Origin of the sequence: Archangium gephyra (assembly GCF_049060025.1) — a bacterium.
Classification (GTDB): Bacteria; Myxococcota; Myxococcia; order Myxococcales; family Myxococcaceae; genus Archangium; species Archangium gephyra_A.
Map to the genome: position 1 here is coordinate 1,773,785 of NZ_JBMEQQ010000002.1, position 18,827 is coordinate 1,792,611.

General features: G+C 72.2%; 4 protein-coding genes and 3 pseudogenes. 2 read left to right on the top strand and 5 right to left on the bottom strand.

Going from position 1 to position 18,827, the window contains the following annotated elements:
• Nucleotides 1–161 precede the first annotated feature (161 nt).
• Together lon and ACN28I_RS07825 are read left to right on the top strand one after the other, a co-directional pair.
• A complete protein-coding gene (lon, locus tag ACN28I_RS07820) occupies nucleotides 162–2,639 on the top strand; it encodes an endopeptidase La (RefSeq protein ID WP_420941476.1) in 2,478 nt (825 codons plus the stop codon).
• A gap of 157 nt (nucleotides 2,640–2,796) precedes the next feature.
• Nucleotides 2,797–3,726 (top strand): N-acetylmuramoyl-L-alanine amidase family protein, encoded by a 930-nt coding sequence (locus ACN28I_RS07825; protein WP_420941477.1) that lies wholly within the window; start codon nucleotides 2,797–2,799, stop codon nucleotides 3,724–3,726.
• Here ACN28I_RS07825 and ACN28I_RS07830 read toward each other — a convergent pair.
• The 5 genes and pseudogenes from ACN28I_RS07830 to ACN28I_RS07850 all read right to left on the bottom strand — a co-directional run bounded on the left by ACN28I_RS07830 (nucleotide 3,697) and on the right by ACN28I_RS07850 (nucleotide 18,826).
• Nucleotides 3,697–4,887: an alpha/beta fold hydrolase gene (locus ACN28I_RS07830; RefSeq protein ID WP_420948592.1), complete on the bottom strand. Its 1,191-nt coding sequence runs from the start codon at nucleotides 4,885–4,887 to the stop codon at nucleotides 3,697–3,699. The two genes, ACN28I_RS07825 and ACN28I_RS07830, sit on opposite strands and share 30 nt — an antisense overlap.
• A pseudogene (locus tag ACN28I_RS07835) lies at nucleotides 4,861–6,282 on the bottom strand (non-ribosomal peptide synthetase); the annotation flags it as partial. The gene ACN28I_RS07830 and the pseudogene ACN28I_RS07835, both read right to left, overlap by 27 nt.
• Before the next feature lie 142 nt (nucleotides 6,283–6,424).
• A pseudogene (locus ACN28I_RS07840) lies at nucleotides 6,425–7,822 on the bottom strand (condensation domain-containing protein); the annotation flags it as partial.
• A 20-nt stretch (nucleotides 7,823–7,842) separates the two neighbouring features.
• A pseudogene (locus ACN28I_RS07845) lies at nucleotides 7,843–13,749 on the bottom strand (amino acid adenylation domain-containing protein); the annotation flags it as partial.
• Nucleotides 13,733–18,826, bottom strand: coding sequence for an amino acid adenylation domain-containing protein (locus tag ACN28I_RS07850; protein ID WP_420941478.1), 5,094 nt, complete (start codon nucleotides 18,824–18,826; stop codon nucleotides 13,733–13,735). The gene ACN28I_RS07850 and the pseudogene ACN28I_RS07845, both read right to left, overlap by 17 nt.
• Nucleotide 18,827 lies beyond the last annotated feature (1 nt).

An 18,827-nucleotide genomic window follows, 5' to 3' on the forward strand; every position in this document is an offset into this window, starting at 1 on the left:
AACCGTCCGGCACCCGACGGCCTACACGAAAAATGCAGGTCGCGTTTGCCATGTCCGTTTTGGTTGCTACGTTGAGTCAACTCTCACAGAAGATCGACAACTAAGTAGTTCTACCGGCCCGGATGCTCTCCGGCCGGGCTGGAAACCGAGGCATCGACTACATGTCCGACGACAAGAAGAAGGGTTCCGGCGCTGCGGCCATGCCGGCTGCAATGGCGCCCCCGGGGATGATCAACAAGGAGGACATTCCGCAGGTCCTGCCCATCCTCCCCCTGCGTAATTCCGTGTTCTTTCCGGGCGGCGTGCTGCCGCTCGCGGTGGGCCGTCAGAAGACGATCGCCCTCATCAAGGACGCCGTGCGTGACGACCAGGTGATCGGCGTCGTCACCCAGCGCCGCGCCGAGGAGGAGGATCCCGGTGCGTCCGACCTCTACACGATGGGCACCGTGGCCCGCATCGTGAAGCTCCTCAAGATGGGCGAGGACAACTACTCGCTCGTCGTCCAGGGTCTGGCGCGCTTCCGCGTCATGGACCTGGTCCAGGAGGCCCCCTACCTCAAGGCCCGCGTGGAGGCCGTGGAGGACCGGACGGCCGCCGAGAACGTCGAGGTCGAGGCCCTGGGCATCAACCTCAAGAAGCTGGCGCGCGAGGTCATCGAGCTGATGCCCGAGCTGCCGGCCGCCGCCACCGAGCTGGTGGAGTCCATCACCCACCCGGGCCACCTGGCGGACCTCATCGCCGCCAACGTGGACGTCCCCATCGAGGAGAAGCAGGCCGTCCTCGAGACCGTGGACCTCAAGGCCCGGATGAAGCTCGTGCTCGAGCTGCTCAACCGCAAGCGCGAGATCCTCAAGCTCTCCAACAAGATCGACTCCGCCGTGAAGGGCGAGATGTCGAAGACCCAGCGCGAGTACTACCTGCGCCAGCAGCTCAAGGCGATCAAGGAAGAGCTCGGCGAGATGGGCGAGGAGGAGGAGGAGCTCGACGAGCTGCAGGAGCGCCTGAAGAAGGCCGGCCTGCCGCCCGAGGTCGAGAAGGTGGCCAACAAGGAGCTCAACCGCCTGAAGACGATTCCGGCGGCCTCCAGCGAGTACACCGTCGCGCGCACCTACCTCGATTGGATCGCGGATCTCCCCTGGGCCAAGCTCAGCGAGGACAACCTCGACATCGAGAACGCGCGCCAGACGCTCGACAAGGATCACTTCGGCATCAAGAAGGTGAAGAAGCGCATCCTGGAGTACCTGGCCGTCCGCAAGCTCAAGAACGACATGCGTGGGCCCATCCTCTGCCTGGTGGGGCCGCCGGGTGTCGGCAAGACGTCGCTGGGTCAGAGCATCGCCAAGGCGGTGGGCCGCAAGTTCGTGCGCCTGTCGCTCGGTGGTGTGCGTGACGAGGCGGAGATCCGTGGCCACCGGCGGACCTACGTCGGCGCGCTGCCGGGCCGGTTCATCCAGAGCATGAAGAAGGCCGGGACCAAGAACCCGGTCATGATGCTCGATGAAATCGACAAGCTCGGCGCGGACTTCCGCGGCGATCCGAGCGCGGCCCTGCTCGAGGTGCTGGACCCGGAGCAGAACAACACGTTCAGCGACCACTACCTGGACGTGGCGTTCGACCTGTCCAAGGTGCTCTTCATCGCCACGGCGAACCAGCTGGATCCGATCCCTGGCCCGCTCCGTGACCGCATGGAGATCATCGAGCTGTCCGGCTACACCTTCGAGGAGAAGCAGAGCATCGCGCGCATCCACCTGGTGCCCAAGCAGCTCAAGGAGCACGGGTTGAGCCCGGACCACATCACCATCACCGACGAGGCCCTGCTCACGCTGACCACCGCGTACACGCGCGAGGCCGGTGTGCGTAACCTCGAGCGGCGCATCGCGGACCTGTGCCGCGCCGTGGCGGTGGAAGTGGCCGGCGGCAAGCTGGACAAGCAGAACGTGGACGGCAACCGGGTGAAGGAGATCCTGGGGCCCGAGATGTTCTACTCCGAGGTCGCCGAGCGCACCGAGGTGCCCGGCGTGTCCACGGGTCTGGCCTGGACGGCGGCCGGTGGAGACCTGCTCTTCATCGAGGCGACCAAGATGGCGGGCAAGGGCGGCATGACGCTCACCGGCCAGCTCGGCGACGTGATGAAGGAGAGCGCCACGGCCGCGCTGAGCTACCTGCGCAGCAAGGCGGAGGCGCTCGGCATCAATCCGAACTTCCTCGAGAAGACGGATCTGCACCTGCACTTCCCGGCGGGCTCCATCCCCAAGGATGGTCCTTCCGCGGGCGTGACGATCCTCACCGCGCTCACCAGCCTGCTGACGGGCATCCGGGTGCGCGGCGACACGGCGATGACGGGCGAGGCCACGCTGCGTGGCCTGGTCCTGCCGGTGGGCGGCATCAAGGAGAAGGTGCTCGCGGCTCACCGCGCCGGCATCAAGCGCGTCATCCTCCCGGAGCGCTGCCGCAAGGATCTGCAGGACGTGCCGGAGCAGGCGAGGAACGAGATCGAGTTCATCTTCGCCACCCGCATGGACGAGGTGCTCGAGGCCGCCCTGGAGACGTCTCCGTTCAAGACGCCGATCGCTCCTCCCGAGGGTGGGGAGAAGTCGGTCCCCGTCCAGACGGAGCAGGCTCCCGAGGTCCGCGCCTAGCGGACCGAGGTCCGCGCCTGGCGCGGTCCTGAGTCAGGACTGAAGTTGGACGGCGGGCAGGTCTCCGGACAGGGGGCCTGCCCGTTGTCATTTGTCCTCGTTGGCCCCGTGTATGCTCGGTGGGAACGCCGGACAGTCGGCCGGGGTCCGAGGAGACATGTCGAAGAGCACCCCCTGGCCGCTGATCCTGATCCTGGGCCTGTCCGCCGGATGCGAGGAGCAGGCCCGCGCCGCGCCCCCTCCGCCCGAAGCCGTCCCCTCCCCCGCGGTGATCGCCGCGCCCGCTCCCGAGGCCCCACCCCGCTGGCCGACCGCGAGCGCCCCCCTTACCGTCGCCCAGGTGGAGTTTCCCAAGGGCTTCGGAAGGAAGCGCATCTACCTGGACGCGGGACACGGCGCCCCCGGGAACGATGGGAACACCTCCGTCACCTGCGAGCCGGAGGCGGCCCACACGCTCCGCGTGGCCGAGGATCTGGCGAAGCGGCTGGAGGCCACCGGGCACTTCCAGGTGAAGGTGAGCCGGAAGTCCGGGCAGCGGCCCACGTACCAGGACCGGCTCGAGCAGGCCGAGCGCTGGCGGGCCCAGCTCTTCGTGAGCCTCCACTCGGACTCACGGGGGGAGGCGCGCTGGTGGCAGAGCACGATGGAGCAGGTGTGCCTGAGGAACGACTCGGCCCCCGGGTACAGCGTGCTCTACGCCGATGACATCGCCGAGCCCCTGCTCTCCCAACGGCTCACCCTGGCCCGGGCCCTGGCCCGGCGCATGGGCGACGCGGGCTTCCTGCCCTACGGTGGAGAGGACTACGTGGGCCTCTACGCCCCCGACTCCGAGCAGCCGGGGACCTTCGTGAGCCGGCACCTGCCCGGACAGCGCATCTTCGTGCTGCGCAAGCCGCCCATGCCCTCGGTCATCATCGAGACGCACCACGCGCTGGACCTCGAGGAGGTGGAGCGCTGGCGCGAGGAGCGCACCCTGGAGGCCTTCGCCGCGGCGGTGGCCCAGGGGGTGGTCGATGTTTTCGCCCCTCCCCCCAGTGCCGCAGCCCCGGCCCGGGTCTCAACCCGCGCCGCGCTCCCCGCGCCCTGACGCCGCCCGCTCCGCCTCCTCCAGCCAGCGCGTGAGCCGCTGTGCCAGCTCGGTGACGTGCGGCGCCCGGAGGGCACTGTGGTGGTCGCCCGGGACGTCCTCCACGGTGAGCCCCGAGGCGGCGAGCCGCCCCCAGCCATGCGTGGCGTCCACCGTGGCGCCCTTCCGCGCGTCGCGCGCCCGGAGCAGCAGCATCCGCCCCTCGGAGGGCTCGGGGTTGTAGCTGGCCACCGCGCGCAGGTTCGCCCGGGCCACTTCCAGCAGCGTCCGCAGCTCCTCCAGGCCCATCCCGGGAGGCAGCAATCCGGCCTCACGGGCCCGCGTCCAGAGGGCGCGGAGCTGCTCGTCGGGGGACAGGCCCGCGAGGGACTCGGGCGTGAGGGACAGCTCGCGTCCGGCGCTCCGGGCCAGGTCCGCCGCGAAGCCCGCCAGCAGCGTGGCGGCCTCCGGCTCCGGCGTGGACTGCCCGGCGGGGGCGAAGCTGTCGAGCAGCACCAGCAGGGCCACCTCCTGCCCCTGACGCCGCAGCTCCCTCGCCATCTCGTAGGCCACCGTCCCGCCCAGTGACCAGCCTCCGAGGAGGTACGGCCCCTCGGGCTGCACCGCGCGCACCTGCTCCACGTACCGGCGGGCCATGTCCTCCACCCGTGTGAGGGGGGCCTCGCTCCCATCCAGCCCCGTGGCCTGCAGCGCATGGAAGGGACGCCCGGTGCCCAGGTGCCGCGCCAGCTCCGCGTAGCACAGGACGTTGCCCCCCACCGGGTGCACCCAGAAGACCGGCGTGCCCGTGCCCTCGGGCTGCAGGGTCACCCGGTTGCCCTGGACGGTCGAGGGAAGGCCCGCGCGCAGCCGGGCCGCGAGCGCCTCGATGGTGGGCCCCTCGAAGAGCGCCGCCAGCGGGACGGCGTGTCCCCACCGCTCCCGCAGCCGCGCCACCAGCCGCACCGCCAACAGGGACTGGCCCCCCAGCTCGAAGAAGCTGTCCGTCACTCCCACCGGCTTCACCCCGAGCACCTCCTCCCAGATGTGCGCCAGCTCCCGCTCCAGCTCATCCCTCGGCGGGACGGAGGCCCGGCCTTCCCGGCGCGCTTCCCCGGGCTCGGGCAGGGCCCGTCCATCCACCTTGCCGCTGGACGTCAGGGGGAGGGCCTCCAGCACCACCAGGGCCGACGGCAGCATGTACTCCGGCAGCCGCTGCTTCAGCCAGGTACGCACGGCCTCGAGGTTCAACCCGGGGCCCGTGGCACCCTCACCCCGTCCCTCTCCCGGCGGGAGAGGGGTATTTGGCACCACGTACGCCACCAGCCGCGACTCGCCCGAGGGGCTCTTCCAGGCCCTCACGTGCGCCTGCCTCACCCCGGCCAGCTCCCGCAGCGCAGCCTCCACCTCTCCCGGTTCGATCCGGACGCCGTTCACCTTCACCTGCGCGTCCACGCGGCCCAGGAAGTCCAGCCGCCCGTCCGCCCGCCACCGCACCAGGTCTCCCGTGCGGTACAGGCGCTCGCCCGGCTCCCGGCCGAAGGGGTTGGGCACGAAGCGCTCTGCCGTCAGCTCCGGCCTTCCCACGTAGCCCCGCGCCAGCCCCGGTCCTCCCAGGTACAGCTCTCCCGCCACTCCCGGAGGCACCGGCCTCATCGCCCCGTCCAGCACGTACGTCTGCGTGTTGGCCAGCGGCCTTCCAATCGGCGGACGGCTCTCCCCGGGGACGCACTCCTCCCACGTGGCGAGCACCGACACCTCCGTGGGGCCATACCCGTTGACGAAACGCCGGCCCCTGCCCCACCGCTCCACCAGCTCCCGCGGGCACGCCTCGCCCGCGACCATCACCACCCGCAGGTGCTCCAGCCCCTCGTCCGGCAGCAGCGCCAGCACCGAGGGCGGCAGCGCCAGCACCGTCACCGCTCCCTCCACCAGCTCGCGCCGCAGCTCCTCCCCCAACGGCACCTTCCCTCCCGCGGGCACGTACAGCGTCCCGCCCACCGACACCGTCAGCAGGTAGTCCCAGAGCGACACGTCGAAGCCCAGCGACGAGAATTGCATCACCCGGCTCTCCGCCCCCACTCCGAACTCCCCCGCCTTCCCCCGGACGAGATCGCACGCGCCCTCGTGCGTCACCTCGACGCCCTTCGGCCGTCCCGTGCTTCCGGAGGTGTAGAGGACATAGGCCGCGTTGCCCGAGCGCACGCCGCTCTCCAGCGGGCCCGCGTCCTCGCCCACCTCCTCCAGCACCACCACCGCGACTCCTTCCGGCGGCCGGCACCTGTCCTCCAGCCCGCGCCTCGTCACCACCGCGCGCACTCCCGCGTCCCGAGCCATCCACTCCAGGCGCTCCGCGGGCAGCACCGCCTCCAGCGGCACGTACACGCCCCCCGCCTTCTGGATGCCCCAGAAGGCCACCACCGCCTCCACGCTCTTCTCCAACAGCACGCCGACGCGCACCTCCGGGCCCACGCCCTCGCGCCGCAGCCGGTGCCCGAGGCTCCGGGCTCTCGCCTCCAGCTCCCGGTAGCTCAGCCGCTGCCCGCTCCCCTCCACCGCCACCACCTCGGGCGTCCTCGCCGCCTGGAGCCTCCAGCACCCGCGCCAGGCTCTCCACCGCCCCCTCCACCCGCGGTCCCCGGCTCCACTCCTCCAGCACCCGGGCCCGCTCCTCCCCGGACAGCAACTCCACGTCCGTCACCCGCCGCTCCGGCGCCTCCGCCACCGCCGTCAGCAGCGTCTCCAGGTGCCTCGCCAGCCGATGGATCGTCTCCGGCTCGAAGAGCGACGTGTCGTAGGAGAACACGCCCCGCAGCCCCTCCGGCGTCGGCGCGAAGCCCAACGTCAGATCCAGCTTCGCCGCCGGTCCCTCCTTCTCCACCGGCGACAGCTTCAGCTCCCGCAGCGAGACCCCGTGGCTCGGCGTGTTCTGGAGCACGAGCATCACCTGGAAGAGCGGCGAGTGCCGCAGCTCCCGCTCCGGCCTCAGCTCCTCCACCAGCTTCTCGAAGGGCACGTCCTGGTGCGCGTACGCCCCCAGCGCCACCTCGCGCACCCGCCCCAGCAACTCCCGGAACGTCGGCGCTCCGCTCACGTCCGTGCGCAGCACCAGCGTGTTGATGAACAGGCCGATCAGCCCCTCCACCTCCGTCCGCGTGCGCCCCGCCACCGGCGTGCCCACCACCACGTCCTCCTGCCCGCTCCAGCGCGCCAGCAACGCCTGGAAGCCCGCCAGCAGCACCATGAACAGGCTGCTCCCCTCTCGCTGCGCCAGGGCCTCCAGCGCCTCGCTCAGCTCGCGCGACAGCACCACCGGCACCTGGCCCGCCCTCGGCGTCCGGGCCGGGGCGCGCGGCTTGTCCAGCGGAAGCCGCAGCAAGGACGGACTGCCCGCGAGCTGCCGGCGCCAGTACCCCAACTGCGTCTCCAACACGTCGCCCTTCAGCCACTCCCGCTGCCACCTCGCGTAGTCCGCGTACCGCAGCGACAGCTCCGGCAAGGGGCTCGGCGCCCCACGGCCGAAGGCGTCATACAGCGCCGCCAGCTCCCGGAAGAGGATGCCCGCAGACCAGCCGTCGAAGACGATGTGGTGCACCGTCAGCAACAGCACGTGCTCCCGCTCCCCCAGCCGCAGCAGCGTCGCGCGCAGCAGCGGCCCCCGCGACAGCTCGAAGGGCCGGAGCGATTCCTCGGAGGCGAGCCGCTCCACCGCCTCGCTCCGCGGCCCGGCGTCCAGTCCCGACAGGTCCACCGGCGTCAGCGGCAGCCGCAAGGGCCCGGAGAAGCGCAGCACCGGCTCGCCCTCCCGGCTCTCGATGGTGGCCTGGAGCACCTCGTGCCGGCGCACCACCTCCTCCAGCGCGCGCTCCAGCGCCACCGTGTCGAGCGGGCCCTCCAGCCGCAGCGCGACGGGGATGTTGTACGCCGTATTCCCCGGCTGGAGCTGCTCCAGGAACCACAGCCGCTGCTGCGCGAAGCTGAGCGGCGGCGGCCCGTCCGTGTCCGCCGCCCGGACCAGGGGCGCCGTCTCGGCCGCCGTCCCCCCCCCCGCGGTGATGTGCGCGGCCAGGGCCTCCAGTGTCGGTGCATCGAAGATGGCCTGCAGCGGCACCTCCACCCCGAGGCCTCCTGGCGCACCCGCGACACGAGCTGCGTGGCCATCAGCGAGTGCCCACCCAGCTCGAAGAAGGAGTCCGTCACTCCCACCGGCTCCACCCCGAGCAACTCCTCCCAGAGGTGCGCCAGCTCGCGCTCCAGCTCATTCCTCGGCGCGACGATGGCCCTCGCCGCCGGGCGGGCCTCCTCCGGAGCGGGCAGGGCCCGTCCATCCACCTTGCCGCTGGACGTCAGGGGGAGGGCCTCCAGCACCACCAGGGCCGACGGCAGCATGTACTCCGGCAGCCGCTGCTTCAGCCTGGTACGCACGGCCTCGAGGCTCAACCCGGGGCCCGTGGCACCCTCACCCCGACCCTCTCCCGGCGGGCGAGGGGTATTTGGCACCACGTACGCCACCAGCCGCGACTCGCCCGAGGGGCCCTTCCACGCCTTCACGTGCGCCTGCCTCGCCCCGGCCAGCTCCCGCAGCGCGGCTTCCACCTCGCCCGGCTCGATGCGCACGCCGTTCACCTTCACCTGCGCGTCCACCCGGCCCAGGAAGTCGAGCCGCCCGTCCGCCCTCCACCGCACCACGTCCCCCGTGCGGTACAGCCGCGCTCCCGGCTCGCCACTGAGCGCATCCGGGACGAAGCGCTCCGCCGTCAGCTCCGGCCTCCCCACGTAGCCCCGCGCCAACCCAGGGCCTCCCAGGTACAGCTCTCCGGCCACTCCCGGAGGCACCGGCCGCATCGCCCCGTCCAGCACGTAGGCGCGCACGTTGCCCAGCGGCCCGCCAATGCCCGGCCGGCCTCCGCCTGGCACGCACTCCTCCCACGTGGCGCACACCGTCACCTCCGTGGGGCCATACCCGTTGATGAAGCGCCGGCCCCTGCCCCACTGCTCCACCAGCCCGGCCGGACAGGCCTCGCCCACGGACTTCACCACCTCCAGGTTCTCCAGCCCCTCGTCCGGCAGCAGCGCCAGCACCGAGGGCGGCAGCGTCACCACCGTCACCGCGCCCTCCACCAGCTCGCGCCGCAGCTCCTCGCCCAGCGGAACCCTCCCGCCCGCGGGCACGTACAGCGCCCCGCCCACCGACACCGGCAGCAGGTACTCCCAGATGGAAGCATCGAAGCCCAGCGACGCGAGCTGCATCACCCGGCTGTCCGCTCCCACCCCAAACGCCCGAGCCTTGCTACGCACCAGATCGCACGCGCCCTCGTGCGTCACCACCACGCCCTTGGGCCGCCCCGTGCTGCCCGACGTATAAAGGATATAGGCGGCATTGCCCGGCTGGACTCCCGCCTCCAGCTCGCCCGCCGTCTCCTCCAGCTCCTCCAGCCGCACCACGGACACGGCCTCGGGCAACCGGCACCGCGCCTCCAGGCCGCGCCTCGTCACCACCGCGCGCACGCCCGCGTCCCGAGCCATCCACTCCAGGCGCTCCGCGGGCAGCACCGCCTCCAGCGGCACGTACACGCCCCCCGCCTTCTGGATGCCCCAGAAGGCCACCACCGCCTCCACGCTCTTCTCCAGCAGCACGCCGACGCGCACCTCCGGGCCCACGCCCTCGCGCCGCAGCCGGTGCCCGAGGCTCCGGGCTCTCGCCTCCAGCTCCCGGTAGCTCAGCCGCTGCCCGCTCCCCTCCACCGCCAGCGCCTCCGGCGTCCTCGCCACCTGGAGCTCCAGCACCCGCGCCAGGCTCTCCACCGACCCCTCCACCCGCGGCCCCCGGCTCCACTCCTCCAACACCCGGGCCCGCTCCTCCCCCACCAGCAGCTCCACGTCCGTCACCCGCCGCTCCGGCGCCCGCGCCACCGCCGCCAACAGCGTCTCCAGGTGCCTCGCCAACCGATGGATCGTCTCCGGCTCGAAGATCGCCGCGTCGTACAGGAACACGCCCCGCAGCCCCTCCGGCGTCCGAGTGAAGCCCAACGTCAGATCCAGCTTCGCCTCCACGCCCTCCCGCTCCACCGGCGACAGCTTCAGCTCCGGCAGCGCCACCTCGCGCGCCGGGAGGTTCTCCATGACGAACAGCACCTGGAAGAGCGGCGAGTGCCCCGACTCACGCTCCGGCCTCAGCTCCTCCACCAGCTTCTCGAAGGGCACGTCCTGGTGCGCGTACGCCCCCAGCGCCACCTCACGCACCCGCGCCAGCAGCTCCCGGAACGCGGGCGCTCCGCTCACATCCGTGCGCAGCACCAGCGTGTTGACGAACACACCGATCAGTCCCTCCACCTCCGCCCGCGTGCGCCCCGCCACCGGCGTGCCCACCACCACGTCCTCCTGGCCGGTCCAGCGCGCCAGCAGCGCCTGGTAGCCCGCCAACAGCACCATGAACAGGCTGCTGCCCTCCTCACGCGCCAGGGCCTCCAGCGCCTCGCTCAGCTCGAGCGACAGCACCACCGGCACCCGGCCCGCACGCGGGGACCTCTGGGCCGGACGCGGCTTGTCCAGCGGCAGGTCCAACACCCGCGGACTGTCCGCGAGCCGCTGCCTCCAATACGCGAGCTGCGACTCCAGCACCTCGCCCTTCAGCCACCCCCGCTGCCACCTCGCGTAGTCCGCGTACCGCAGCGCCAGCTCCGGCAGGGGGCTCGGCGCCCCACGGCAGAAGGCGTCATACAGCGCCGCCAGCTCCCGGAAGAGGATGGAGGCCGACCAGCCGTCGAAGGCGATGTGGTGCACCGTCAGCAACAGCACGTGCTCCCGCTCTCCCAGCCGCAGCAGCGTCGCCCGCAGCAGCGGAGCCCGCGACAGCTCGAAGGGCCGGAGCGACTCCTCGGAGGCGAAGAACTCCACCGCCTCGCGCCGCTGTCCCGCGTCCATCTCCGACAGGTCCACTGGTGACAGCGGCAGCCGCGGCGGCTCGGCGATGTGCATCACCGGCTCGCCCGCCTGACTCTTGAAGGAGGCCCGGAGCACCTCGTGCCGGCGCACCACCTCCTCCAGTGCGCGCTCCAGCGCCTCCCGCTCCAACCGGCCCTCCAGCCGCAGCGCATAGGGAATGTTGTACGCCGTGCTCTCCGACTGGAGCTGCTCCATGAACCACAGCCGCTGCTGGGCGAAGCTGAGCTGCGGCGGCCCGTCCGTGTCCACCGCCCGGACCAGGGGTGCCGCCGTGGCCGCCGCCCCACCCACCGAGGTGATGCGCGCGGCCAGAGCCCCGAGCGTCGGCGCATCGAAGAGGGCCCGCAGCGGCACCTCCACCCCGAGCTCCTTGCGCACCCGCGACACGAGCTGCGTGGCCAGCAGCGAGTGCCCGCCCAGGTCGAAGAAGTTGTCGTGCATGCCCACCCGCTCCACCCGGAGCAGCTCGCGCCAGAGCCGGGCCAGGCTGGGTGCCACCGGGCCCTCGGGCTCCACGTACCCGAGCCGCGCCGGGTGCGCGGGAAGCAGCGGCGGAGGTGGCATGGGGCGCGCCCCGGTGCCCTCTCCCAACAGGCGCGGAAGCGGCTGATCCGGCTCCATCGCCACCGCGCCGAGCAACGCCTCCAGCTCCGTCATCCACCGCGCCGCCGTGCCCTCGTCGAAGAGCCGGGCGTTGTAGATGAGCTGCCCTCGCACTCCGCCCTCCGCCTCCTCCAGCGACAGCGAGAGATCGAACTTCGAGCTGTCCGTCACCGTCTCGAGGCCGGTGAGCGTGAGGCCCGGCAGCTCCAGCGACGCGCGGGGCACGTTCTGCAGCGAGAACATCACCTGGAAGAGCGGCGTGTACCGCACGTCCCGCACCGGCCGCAGCTCCTCCACCAGCTTCTCGAAGGGCACGTCCTGGTGCGCGTACGCCCCCAGCGCCACCTCGCGCACCCGCGCCAGCAGCTCCCGGAACGTCGGCGCTCCGCCCACCTGCGTGCGCAGCACCAGCGTGTTGACGAAGAAGCCGATCAGCCCCTCCACCTCCACCCGCGTGCGCCCCGCCACCGGCGTGCCCACCACCACGTCCTCCTGCCCGCTCCAGTGCGCCAGCACCGCCTGGAAGCCCGCGAGCAGCACCATGAAGAGGCTGCACCCCTCGCGCCGCCCCAGGGCCTCGAGCCGCGCCAGGCGCTCCCCCGGCAGGGAGAACGGCCTCGTGCCCGCGTGGAACTCCGGCTCCTCGGCGCGCGGCCTGTCCAGCGGCAGGTTCAACACGGGCGGACTGCCCGCCAGCCGCTGCCTCCAGTACGCGAGCTGTGCCTCCAGCACCTCGCCCTTCAACCACTCGCGCTGCCACCTCGCGTAGTCCGAGTACTGCAACGGCAGCTCCGCCAGCGGGCCCGGCTCCCCGCGCGTGAAGGCCGCGTACAGCGCCGCCAGCTCCCGCACGAAGATGCCCGTGGACCAGCCGTCCGTGACGATGTGGTGCACCGTCAGCAGCAGCACGTGCTCGCGCTCTCCCAGGCGCAGCAGCACGGTCCTCAGCAGCGACCCCTCCGCGAGCGCGAAGGGCCTCAGCGCCTCCCGCTCCGCGAGCCTGTGCACCTCGGCCTCCCGCTCGTCCACCCCGAGCCCCGAGAGCTCCACCCGCCCGAGCGGCACCTTCATCCGCTCCGCGACACGCGCCACCGGCCTGCCCTCGTGCTCACCGAACACCGTGCGCAGCACCTCGTGGCGCTGGACGATCGTCTCCAGCGCCCGCTCCAGGGCCTCGAGTTCCAGGGTGCCCGTCAGCCGGACGCCATAGGGGATGTTGTAGGCCACGCTTCCGGGCCGCAGCCGCTCCAGGAACCACAGCCGCTGCTGCGCGAAGCTGAGCGGGACCTCCTCCTTCGGGCCCCGGTACGCCACCAGCGGCGGCGGTGCGGCCGCGCCCGTGGCCATCCGCGGCGCCTCCTCCACCCGGCGGGCGAGCCCCTCCAACGTGGGCGACTCGAAGACGGCGCGCAGCGGCAGCTCCACCCCGAAGGTGCCTCGCACCCGCGAGACCAGTTGCGTGGCCAGCAGCGAGTGCCCTCCCAGCTCGAAGAAGGAGTCCGTCACGCCCACGCGCTCCACGCCCAGCGTGCGCGACCACAGCTCCGCCAGCTTCCGCTCCGTGTCCGTGCGCGGCGGGATGAAGCCCGTGGCCGCCTGGATGGCTCCCGGCAGCGGGAGTGCCTTGCGGTCCACCTTGCCGCTCGGCGTGAGCGGGAAGGCGGGGAGCTCGACGATGGCCGAGGGGATCATCGGCTTGGGCAGCCGTGTCTCGAGGGCCGCTCGCAGCCCGGAGAGATCCAACCCGGGGGGCTGTAGACCCTCACCCCGTCCCTCTCCCGGGGGGAGAGGGGAAGTTGGGGGAATTGGGGGAGTTGGCACCACGTAGGCCACCAGGCGCTGGTCTCCTGGCCCGTATTCGCGGACGACGGCTACCGCGTCTCGCACCGAGGGCTGCTCTCGCAGGGCGGACTCCACCTCGCCCAGTTCGATGCGGTGGCCTCGCAGCTTCACCTGGAAGTCCACGCGCCCGAGGAACTCCATCGTCCCGTCCGGCAACCACCGCGCCCGGTCTCCCGTGCGGTACAGCCGCGCTCCGGGCTCGCCGCTGAAGGCATCCGGCACGAAGCGCTCGGCCGTCGCGTCCGGCCGCCCGAGGTACCCGCGCGCCAGCCCCGCTCCACCGATGAAGAGCTCTCCCGCCACGCCCACGCCCACCGGTTGCCCGCCGCGGTCCAGCACGTACAGCCGCACGTTCTCGATGGGCCGGCCCAGCACGGGACGCTCGTACTCCTCCGTCACGGGGCAGACCGTCGCGTCCACCGTGCACTCGGTGGGGCCGTACACGTTGAACGTCCGCACCGTGCGCGAGGCCGCCAGCCGCCGCCACAGCGTCTCGGAAATGGCCTCGCCGCCCACCAGCAGGGTGACGGGACGCGTGGCCTCCTCCAACCAGCCCGTCTCCAGCAACAACTGGAGCTGAGAGGGCGTGCAGTCGAAGACGTCCACCTGCTGCCGCTCCAGGTAGCCGCGCAGCTCCTCACTGTCGAAGCGCACGAGCCTCCGGCGTCAGGTCCAGCATGTGTCCGCGCAGCACCTGGAAGAGCTGCTTCACCGACGTGTCGAAGGACACCGAGCCATTCACGCTCACCCGCTGTCCCGGCTTCAGCGGCGCGTACACCGCGCGGTGCAGCGCCTCGATGAGGTTGGCCACCGCGCGCTGGCGCACCATCACCGCCTTCGGCCGACCCGTGCTGCCCGAGGTGTAGATGGCGTACGCCAGGTGCTCCGGCCCCGCGCCGCCCGGCACCGGCGTCTCCGGCTCCGCGCGCAACGCCTGCTGCTCCACGTCCAGCCGCAACAGCGCCTGCCCGGGCCCCACGAGCCCCTCAGCCGCCTCGCCCGCCGTCACCACCACTCCCGCCCCCGAGTCCTCCAGCATGTAGCGCAGCCGCTCGGGCGGATAGGCCGGATCCAACGGCACGTACGCGCCGCCAGCCTTCAGGATGCCCCACAGGCCCACCACCAGCTCCAGAGAGCGCTCCACGCACAGGCCCACCCGCACGTCCGGGCCCACGCCCATCCGCCGCAGCCGGTGCGCGACCTGGTTGGCCTTCGCGTCCAGCTCGCGGAAGGTGAGCCGCACCGGACCCATCCCCACCGCCAGCGCCTCCGGCATGCGCGCCACCTGCGCCTCCAGCAGCGCCGCGAGCCCCACCCCGTCCTCGCGCGCCACCGCCGTCGCGTTCCACTCGCGCAGCACCCGCTGGCGCTCCCCCTCGTCCAGCGGAGACAGCTCCGCCACCGGGCGCTCCGCCGACTCCACCATCCGCGCGAGCAGCACCTTCAGGTGCCCCAGCATCCGCGCCGCGTCCGCCGCGTCGATGCGGCGCTCGTCATGGAACAGGTGCAGGCTCAGCCCCTGGTGCGTGTCGACGATCAGCGTCAGCGGGAAGCTGTCGAGCTCATGGCCCCGCACGTCGCGGATCTCCAGCTCCGAGCCCTTCCCGAGCGCGGCGTCCACCGGGTAGTTCTCCACGACCGCCAGCGTCTCGAAGAGCGGCGTCCCGAGCGGCACCTCCGAGCAGCGCTGAACCTCCACCAGCGGCGTGTAGTCGTGCTGCCGCATCTCCAGCAGCCACGATTGGAGCTCGCGCAACCACTCGCCCACGGGCTGGCCGCGAGGCACCCGCACGCGCACCGGGAGCGTATTGATGAACAGGCCCACCAGCTCCTCCACCCCAGGCAACGTCGCGGGGCGGCCGGAGAGCGTGTTGCCGAAGACGACATCGTCCTCACCCGAGTGGTGGCGCAGCAGCAGCGCCCAGGCGCCCTGGAGGCACGTGCCCAGGGTGAGTTGGTGGCGGCGCGAGAACGCCTGGAGCGCGGCGGCCTGCCCCGGCTCCAGCCGCAGCCGCTGCTCCCGGCGCACGGGCGTGCCGTCCGGCACCGGTCCGCGATCGGCCGCCACCCTCGTGGGCGAGCTGAACCCCGCGAGCGAGCGGCGCCAGAACTCCCGCGCCTCTCCCAGATCCTTCCGGCTCAACCACTCGATGAAGTCCCGGTAGGGGCGCGCCTCGGGCCAGGAGCGCGTGAGTCCCCGAGCCCGGGCCTCGTAACGTCCGAACACCTCGCCCATGAGCAGCGGCAACGACCAGCCATCCAGCAGCAGGTGCGAGTAGCTCAGCACGAAGCACCACGACTGCTCCCCGGTGCGCAGCAGCGCCAGCCGCATCAGGGGCGCCCGCTCCAGCTCGAAGCCCCGGCGGCGATCCTCCTCCAGCCACGCGGCGAGCCGGGCCTGTCGCTCCCCGGGCGGAACCTCGCGCCAGTCCTCCGAGCGGATGGGGAGCTGCACCTCCCGCATCACCAGTTGCAGCGGCGCCTCCAGGCCCTCCCAGAGGAAGGCCGTCCGCAGCACCGTGTGCCGCGCCACCGTCTCCTGCCACGCCCGCGCCACCGAGGTGACGTCCAGCGCCCCGTGCACCTCCCAGGACATCTGGTTGAGGTACACGCCCGAGCTGCCCGAGGCCTGGAGCACATGGAAGAGCAGCCCCTGCTGGAGCGGCGTGAGGGGGTAGAGATCCTCGAGGTTCCGCCGGCTCCGGGCATCCCCTCCCGTCACCCGCGCCACCAGCGCGTCCAGCGCCTCCTGCCCGAGCGGTGCGAGCGGGAAGTCGGACGGCGTGAAGCCTCCCACGCCCTCCTCCGAGCAGCGGGAGATCAGCCCGCGCAGGGCGAGCTGGAAGTCCCGCGCGAGCGCCTCGACGGTCTCCCGCGCATGGATGCTTCCGCTGTACGTCCAGAAGACCTGGAGCCGGCCCTGGGAGACGATGGCGTTGATGTCGATCAGATGCGCACGCGGGGCCCGGGCGGACGCGGTGGGGCCCACCGGCTCGGAAGCCAGGGAGAGCGGCGAGCCCTCGGGCAGGACGTGGTCCACCTGTCCCAGGTAGTTGAAGGAGACCTCCGGCGCCGGGAGCGCCTTCAAGCGGGCGGACAGCTCCGGCTCCCTCGTGAGGTAGCGCAGCACGCCGAACCCCATGCCGCGCCGGGGAATGCTCCGGAGCGTCTCCTTGACGCGCTTGAGCCCCGACTCCAGCCCGTCGCCCGTCTCGAGCAGCACCGGATACAGGCTGGTGAACCAGCCCACGGTGCGCGACACGTCCACGTCCGCCAGCAGCTCCTCGCGCCCGTGTCCCTCCAGGGCCACGAGCAGTCCCGGTGCGCCCGTCCAGCGGCGGAAGGCCTCCGTCACCGCGGCCAGGAGCACCTCGTCCATCCGCGTCCGCCAGGCGCGCGGCACGTCGTGGAGCAACGCGCGCGTCTCCGCGGCGTCGAGCTCCACGCCCACCTGCCGGGCGGAAGCCGTGGTGTTGTCACCGCCGGGGAGATCCACGGGCAGGCGCGACACGCGATCCCAGGGCAGCCCCAACCAGTACGCGGCCTCCTCGCGAGCGGCCGGCGTCTGCGCATGGGCGTCCAGCCGCTCCGCCCACTGCTGGAAGGAGGTGGTCTTCGGCGGCAGGACGGCCGGAGCCCCTGCCCGGAGCTGCGCCAGCACCGTGAGGAGATCCACCAGCAGCACCCGCCACGACACCCCATCCACCACGAGGTGATGGAGGACGAGCAGCAGCTTGCGAGGCTCCCCCGCGTCCAGAGTGTACAGCACCGCGCGCCCGAGCAGCCCGCTCTCCAGCTCCAGCGAGGCCTGCGTCCGGGCGGCATGGGACTCCAGGGCCGCGAGACGCGCCGCCGGTTCCAGCCCGGAGAGATCCACCTGCTCCAACGGGAAGACGCCCTCGCCGTCTCCGCTGCGTGCGTGCCACCCCTCGGCGTCCCGGCTGAAGCGCAGGCGCAGCGCGTCGTGGTGCAGCCGCAGGTGCCGCAGCGCCCGCTCGAGCAGCTCCGCCTCCACCGGCTCGGACAGGGTGAAGAGGAGCGCCTGGTTGTAGTGGTGGGGCTCCGGCAGCTCCTGCTCGAAGAACCAGCGCAGGATGGGGGTGGCCACCACCGGTCCCGTCACCAGCGACTGCTCGGCGGCGATCCCCGGCGCCGAGCCCGCCACCGTGACGAGCCGGGCGATCGTCGGATGGGTGAAGAGCTGCTTCGCGGTGACGTGGACTCCCGCCTGCCCGGCCCGTGAGATGATCTGGATGGCGAGGATGGAGTCGCCGCCCAGCTCGAAGAAGTCGTCATGGATGCCCACCCGCTCGTGCCCGAGCACCTGGGCCCAGACCTCTGCCAGCGTGCGCTCCTCCGGGGTGCGCGGCGGCTCGTAGCCACTGGGGACCTCGCGCGTCTGCTCCGGCGCGGGCAGCGCCTTGCGATCCACCTTGCCGCTCGTGTTGAGGGGCAGCGCCGCGAGCGGCACGAAGGCCGCGGGCACCATGTACTCGGGCAGGCGCTCACGCAGGAAGGCGCGCAGCCTGGAGAGATCCAACCCGGGAGCCGTGGCACCCTCACCCCGTCCCTCTCCCGGAGGGAGAGGGGTATTTGGCGGGGTATTTGGCACCACGTACGCCACCAGCTTTGATTCGCCCTGAGCGCCCTTGCGCACCACCACCACCGCCTCGCCCACCGAGGGCTCGGCACGCAGCGCGGCCTCGATCTCCCCCAGCTCGATACGGAAGCCACGCACCTTGACCTGCTCGTCGGCGCGGCCAAAGAACTCGAGCTGTCCGTCCGGCATCCACCGCACGACGTCGCCCGTGCGGTACATGCGGGCCCCGGGCTCTCCACTGAAGGGCTCCGGGAGGTAGCGCTCGGCCGTCAGCTCAGCCCGCCCGAGGTAGCCCCGGCTCACGCCCGCGCCGCCCACGTACAGCTCACCGCGCACGCCCTGGGCCACCGGGCGCAGGTCCGCATCCAGCACGTAGAGCCGGGCGCCACCGATCGGTGGGCCGAGCGGCGTCACCGGCGCACCCGGCACGCAGTCGGCCAGGGTCGCGCAGATGGTGATCTCCGTGGGCCCGTACACATTGATGAAGCGTCGACCCGTGCCCCAGCGCTTCGTCAGCCCGGGGTTGCAGGCCTCGCCCGCCGCCATCACCGTTTCCAGCAGCGGCAGCGCCTCGCAGGGCGTCACCTCCAGCACGGAGGGCGTCAACATCGCCGCGTGGATCCGCTGCTCGCGCAGCAGCCGCGCCAGCTCCGGCCCGGGCTGGATGGCCTCGCGCGAGGCCACCACCAGCGCCGCGCCGTCGAGCAACGCGCCGTAGATCTCCGAGACCGAGGCGTCGAAGCTCGCCGAGGCGAACTGCAACACCCGCTTGCCCGGACCCACGGCCCAGGCCCAACGGGAGACCCGCACGGTGTTGCAGACGTTGCGGTGGTCCACCAGCACGCCCTTGGGCCTGCCCGTCGAGCCCGACGTATAGATGATGTACGCGAGCTGTCCGGGGTGCACCTCCACCTCGGGAGCCGTCCGAGGGGCCCGGGAGAGCGCCTCGAGGTCCGCTGGCGTGTCGAACACCAGGCGCGGCACCGCCCTCCCCTCCAGCCATGCGGAGGTCCACGACTGCACGAGCACCGCGGCGGCACCGCAGTCCTCCACCAGCGACTGGAGCCGCGCCGAGGGCCATGCCGGATCCAACGGCACGTACGCGCCACCCGCCTTGAGCACGCCCAGCATG